General features: G+C 35.8%; 5 protein-coding genes. All 5 read left to right on the forward strand.

The genetic code is table 11. From position 1 onward, the window contains the following. A partial coding sequence (gene gpmI / locus J6V67_RS01530) for a 2,3-bisphosphoglycerate-independent phosphoglycerate mutase (protein ID WP_291857609.1) occupies positions 1-854 on the forward strand: 854 nt, incomplete at its 5' end. 12 nt (positions 855-866) lie between these two features. Continuing rightward, on the forward strand, positions 867-1,610 hold the full coding sequence (gene fabG / locus J6V67_RS01535) for a 3-oxoacyl-ACP reductase FabG (RefSeq protein WP_291857611.1): 744 nt from the start codon (positions 867-869) through the stop codon (positions 1,608-1,610). A gap of 57 nt (positions 1,611-1,667) precedes the next feature. After that, positions 1,668-1,901, forward strand: a complete 234-nt coding sequence (gene acpP, locus J6V67_RS01540; protein ID WP_086225098.1) for an acyl carrier protein — start codon at positions 1,668-1,670, stop codon at positions 1,899-1,901. Positions 1,902-1,943: 42 nt separating this feature from the next. Beyond that, a complete protein-coding gene (locus J6V67_RS01545; protein WP_291857614.1) occupies positions 1,944-3,155 on the forward strand; it encodes a beta-ketoacyl-ACP synthase II in 1,212 nt (403 codons plus the stop codon). Further along, the gene (gene accA / locus J6V67_RS01550; protein ID WP_291857616.1) at positions 3,155-4,087 is read left to right on the forward strand and encodes an acetyl-CoA carboxylase carboxyl transferase subunit alpha; all 933 of its coding nucleotides are present in this window, start codon (positions 3,155-3,157) and stop codon (positions 4,085-4,087) included. Before J6V67_RS01545 ends, accA begins: the two co-directional genes overlap by 1 nt. The last annotated feature ends 270 nt before the right edge of the window (positions 4,088-4,357 follow it).

The following is a 4,357-nucleotide window of genomic DNA, read 5'->3' on the forward strand; positions in this document are numbered from 1 at the left end:
CATCTGAATATATGGCAAATTCATATTCTAAAGAGATTTTTGATGAGTTTATAGAACCTGCTAGCTTTATGGATTTTGGTGGGATAAAAAAGGATGATGGGATAATCTTTATTAACTTTAGAAACGATAGAGCAAGAGAAATTTGTACCGCCTTAGCCGTGTCTGAATTTAACGATTTTAATCGTCCTATATGTTGTGATAATCTAATCACAATGACAAATTATGATGATAAATTTAACTTTCCTGTAATGTTTGAAAATGATGATATCAAGCAGACTTTAGCCGAGGTAATAGCTAAAAATGGACTAAGACAACTTCACACCGCAGAAACAGAAAAATATGCTCATGTAACATTCTTTTTTAATGGCGGCAAAGAGGATTTAGTAGAAAATGAGACTAGAGTATTAATCCCAAGTCCAAAGGTTAAAACCTATGATGAACAGCCAGCTATGAGCGCATACGAAGTAACCGATGCAGTAATCAAAGGTATGAAAAATGGAACTGAATTTATAGTAGTAAATTATGCAAATGGTGATATGGTCGGTCACACTGGAAACTACGGCGCAGTTATAAAAGCAGTTGAAGCAGTAGATGAATGCTTAGGCAAAGTGATTACAAAAGCTAAAGAATATGGATACTCATATATGCAAATTAGCGACCATGGTAACTGTGAAGCTATGCAAAGCAGTGATGGCGAACTACTAACTAATCATACAACATTTGATGTATTTAACTATGTAGTAGCTGATGGTATAAACTCAATAGAATATGGCGGGCTAAGCAATGTAGCTCCAACAATACTAAAACTTATGGATTTAGAAATTCCAGAAGTTATGGATAAACCACTATTTTAAAGGATAATTAAAATGAAATTTAGCGGAAAAAATGTTTTAGTTACTGGCGGAAGCCGTGGAATTGGTGCTGAAATTTGTAAAGTTTTAGCTAGTTTTGGACTTAAAGTTTGGATAAATTACAGATCAAATCCTAAGCTTGCAGATGATCTAAAAGCTCAAATAGAAGCAGATGGTGGAAATGCTGCTGTAGTTAAATTTGATGCAACAAATGAAGATGATTTTATAGCTGCTATAAATCTAATCATTCAAAGCGATGGTGAATTAAGCTATCTAGTAAATAACGCTGGTATCACCAATGATAAACTAGCTTTAAGAATGAGTGTAGATGACTTTAATAGCGTTATTGATGCAAATTTAAAAAGCGCATTTATTGGTTGTAAAGAGGCGCTTAAAGTAATGAGCAAAAAACGCTTTGGCTCAGTTGTCAATGTAGCCTCAATAGTTGGCGAAATGGGAAATGCAGGCCAGACAAACTACTCTGCAAGCAAAGGTGGTATGATTGCAATGAGTAAAAGTTTTGCCAAAGAAGGTGCTAGTAGAAATGTACGCTTTAATAGCGTAACTCCTGGCTTTATAGCTACAGATATGACCGATGCTCTAAGCGATGAAATTAAAGCAAACTACTCAGCAAATATTCCATTAAAAAGATTTGGAGAAGCTAAAGAAGTAGCCACAGCAATAGCATTCTTGCTAAGCGATTATGCAAGCTACATCACAGGCGATACCCTTAAAATCAACGGCGGCCTATATATGTAGAAAACTTTAAGCCAAATTATAGTAAGATTACACTCATTTTTATTTTAGGAGAAAATTATGGCAATATTTGACGAAGTTAGAGATGTTGTTGTAGAACAACTAAGTGTTGCAGCTGACGCAGTAAAAATGGAGTCAAAAATAATTGAAGATCTAGGTGCTGATTCACTAGATGTTGTTGAGCTTGTTATGGCTTTAGAAGAAAAATTTGATGTAGAAATCCCAGATAGCGAAGCTGAAAAATTAATTAGCATTGCTGATGTTGTAAATTATGTTGAAGGTTTAAAAAAATAATTAACCATAATGGTTGAAATTTAAATTTTAGGAGAAGTAGCATTGAAAAGAGTGGTAGTAACTGGTTTAGGCATGATAAATGCGCTAGGTCTTGATAAAGATATATCTTTTAAAAATATTTGCGATGGCAAAACAGGAGTAAAAAAGATAACTCTATTTGATGCTACTGATTTTCCTGTACAAATAGCAGCTCAAATAGATGATTTTGATCCAGCTACTGTAATGGAAGCAAAAGAGATAAAAAAGGCAGATAGATTTATTCATTTAGGCTTAAAAGCTGCTAATGATGCAATGATAGATGCAAATTTTGGAGAATTTGACCCAAATGAATTTGGTGTTAGCTCAGCAGCTGGTATCGGTGGCTTGCCTAATATAGAGAAAAACTCTAATATATGCCTAGAAAAAGGCCCTAGAAAAATATCTCCATTTTTCATTCCTTCTGCACTTGTAAATATGCTAGGCGGATTAGTAAGTATAGCTCATAATCTAAAAGGTCCAAACTTATCAAGCGTAACAGCCTGCGCTGCATCTACTCATGCCATATGCGAAGCAGCCAAAAGCATTATGATAGGCGAAACCAAAGCTATGCTAGTAATCGGCGCTGAATCAGCAATCTGTCCTGTAGGTATTGGTGGATTTGCTGCGATGAAAGCACTATCTACAAGAAACGACGATCCAGCAGCTGCATCAAGACCATTTGATGCAAATAGAGATGGCTTTGTAATGGGTGAAGGTGCTGGCGCACTAGTTCTAGAAGAGTATGAGAGCGCAGTGGCTAGAGGGGCGAAAATTTATGCTGAAATAGCAGGATTTGGCGAAAGCGGTGATGCGCATCACATCACAAGTCCTAGTCAAGATGGCCCACAAAGAGCAATGAGTAAAGCATTAGCGATGGCAGGCAATATCAAGATTGATTACATCAATGCTCATGGTACATCAACATCAGCAAACGATGCTAATGAAACTGCGGCCATAAAAGCAGTATTTGGAGATAACATTCCAGCAATCAGCTCTACAAAAGGTCAAACAGGTCACTGTCTTGGTGCAGCTGGCGCTATTGAAGCCGTTATTTCTATTATGGCAATGAATCAAGGCATTATTCCTCCAACAATTAACCAAACAGATAGAGCACCTGAGTGCGATCTAGATTATACTCCAAATAGCGCTAGAAATTGCGAATTAAATGCTGTAATGAGTAACTCATTTGGTTTTGGCGGTACAAATGGTTCAGTAATTTTTAAAAGGCTAAAATAATGGCTAGCTATCTTGATTTTGAAAAAGGTATTCAACAGATTGATGAAGATATCGCCAATGCTAAAATTAAAGGCGATGAGCATGCTATTGAGATCCTAAGCAAAAATTTAGAAAAAGAGATAGCAAAGACATATAAAAATCTAAATGAATTTCAACGACTAAATCTAGCTAGACATCCAGATCGCCCTTATGCGCTTGATTATATTAGAGCATTACTAACTGATAGTTATGAAATTCATGGAGATAGAGCTTATGCAGATGATCCATCTATTGTCTGCTATAGTGGCTATATAGGCAATAAAAGGGTTATAGTAATTGCGGAACAAAAAGGCCGTGGAACAAAATATAAAATTATGAGAAACTTTGGTATGCCTCATCCTGAAGGATATAGAAAAGCCTTGCGTGTTGCTAGATTAGCTGAGAAATTTGAAATTCCAGTTATATTCTTTATCGATACTCCAGGCGCATATCCAGGAGTAGGCGCTGAAGAACGTGGCCAAAGCGAAGCAATCGCTAGAAATCTATTTGAGCTTAGTGAGCTTAAGACTCGTACTATTGCTATAGTTATTGGCGAAGGTGGTAGTGGAGGTGCTTTAGCCATTGGTGTGGCCGATAGGCTTGCGATGATGAGAAATTCAGTATTTTCTGTTATTTCACCAGAAGGTTGTGCAGCAATTTTATGGAATGATCCTAGTAAAAGCGAAGCTGCTACAAAAGCTATGAAAATAACGGCTGATGACCTAAAAGAGCTAAATTTAATCGATGATGTTATCGATGAACCAGTTATGGGAGCACATAGAGATAGAGATGGTGCTATAGCTGCTGTTGGTGAGTATATCAGAACTCAGCTAGAAGAGCTTGAGAGATTATCAATTGATGAAGTAGTAAGTGCTAGAATGGAAAAAATACTCTCTGTTGGAGCTTATGAATAGTTTTAAACTTAGCCTAGTTTAATATAAATATGGCTAAATTATTTTTACTAGCAATTTATTTTTTTAATTTTTATCTATTATCTTAAACTATGCAAATTTAATCAAATAATTATTCTACTACACCCATATCAATTATCTCTTGAACACCATCTAAAGTTCTATTAATGGCACATTTAAAATCGTAGATATTTGAAGTAGATGAGCAATATTAAAATGGGCTCCTTTTAGACTAATCTCAGCAAAACTTACTACACTTACAGATTTATATCC

It is taken from the genome of Campylobacter sp., from assembly GCF_017646085.1.
In the GTDB taxonomy this organism is placed as follows: domain Bacteria; phylum Campylobacterota; class Campylobacteria; order Campylobacterales; family Campylobacteraceae; genus Campylobacter.

Bases quoted from the DNA above. Each gene is read 5' to 3' on its own strand.
- fabG (WP_291857611.1), top strand. From the start codon at position 867: ATGAAATTTAGCGGAAAAAATGTTTTAGTTACTGGCGGAAGCCGTGGA.
- acpP (WP_086225098.1), top strand. From the start codon at position 1,668: ATGGCAATATTTGACGAAGTTAGAGATGTTGTTGTAGAACAACTAAGT.
- accA (WP_291857616.1), top strand. From the start codon at position 3,155: ATGGCTAGCTATCTTGATTTTGAAAAAGGTATTCAACAGATTGATGAA.